This window comes from Capnocytophaga sp. oral taxon 332 str. F0381, from assembly GCF_000318275.2.
GTDB classification, from domain to species: Bacteria; Bacteroidota; Bacteroidia; order Flavobacteriales; family Flavobacteriaceae; genus Capnocytophaga; species Capnocytophaga bilenii.
In genome coordinates this window covers 12,978-13,403 of record NZ_KB291273.1, presented here as the reverse complement: position 1 = coordinate 13,403, position 426 = coordinate 12,978, and the positions used below count along the sequence as shown (strand labels likewise).

The 426-nt window shown below is 44.1% G+C and carries 1 protein-coding gene; it reads right to left on the bottom strand.

Annotated elements, in window-relative coordinates:
- Nucleotides 1-426 (bottom strand): hypothetical protein (locus HMPREF9075_RS13400; protein WP_009414997.1); only part of this gene is annotated, 426 nt, incomplete at both ends.

Here is a 426-nt window from a genome sequence, read left to right as displayed (position 1 = left end):
CGTCTTGTGCAGTAAGGGGTATGGTAGTGCTTGTTGTAGTAGAAGTTGATGTGGTGGGTGTCGTTGTAGTAGAAGTTGATGTGGTAGGCGTTTCCGTAGTAGGTGTCGTAGTTTGGGGTAGTACTATTACGGTGGCAGTAGCAGTAGCAGAATTAGTAACATCTTTAATATCTCTGATTTTATAATATATGTAATGACGACCCACTGATAAACCTGCTGGAAGTCGGAGCATTCCGCCTCGTACCGTACTGATATACTTTCCGTTGTTATCGGTACTCCTACGAATGTAGCTAAATTGCACCTCTTTATCGGTAGGTGTTTGGGTGCCGTAATGGTCGTTATCATAAACACTGCCTACTGTTTGGGGTTCGCTGCTATAGGTAACAGTGTATGTATCGTCTTGTGCAGTAAGGGGTATGGTAGTGC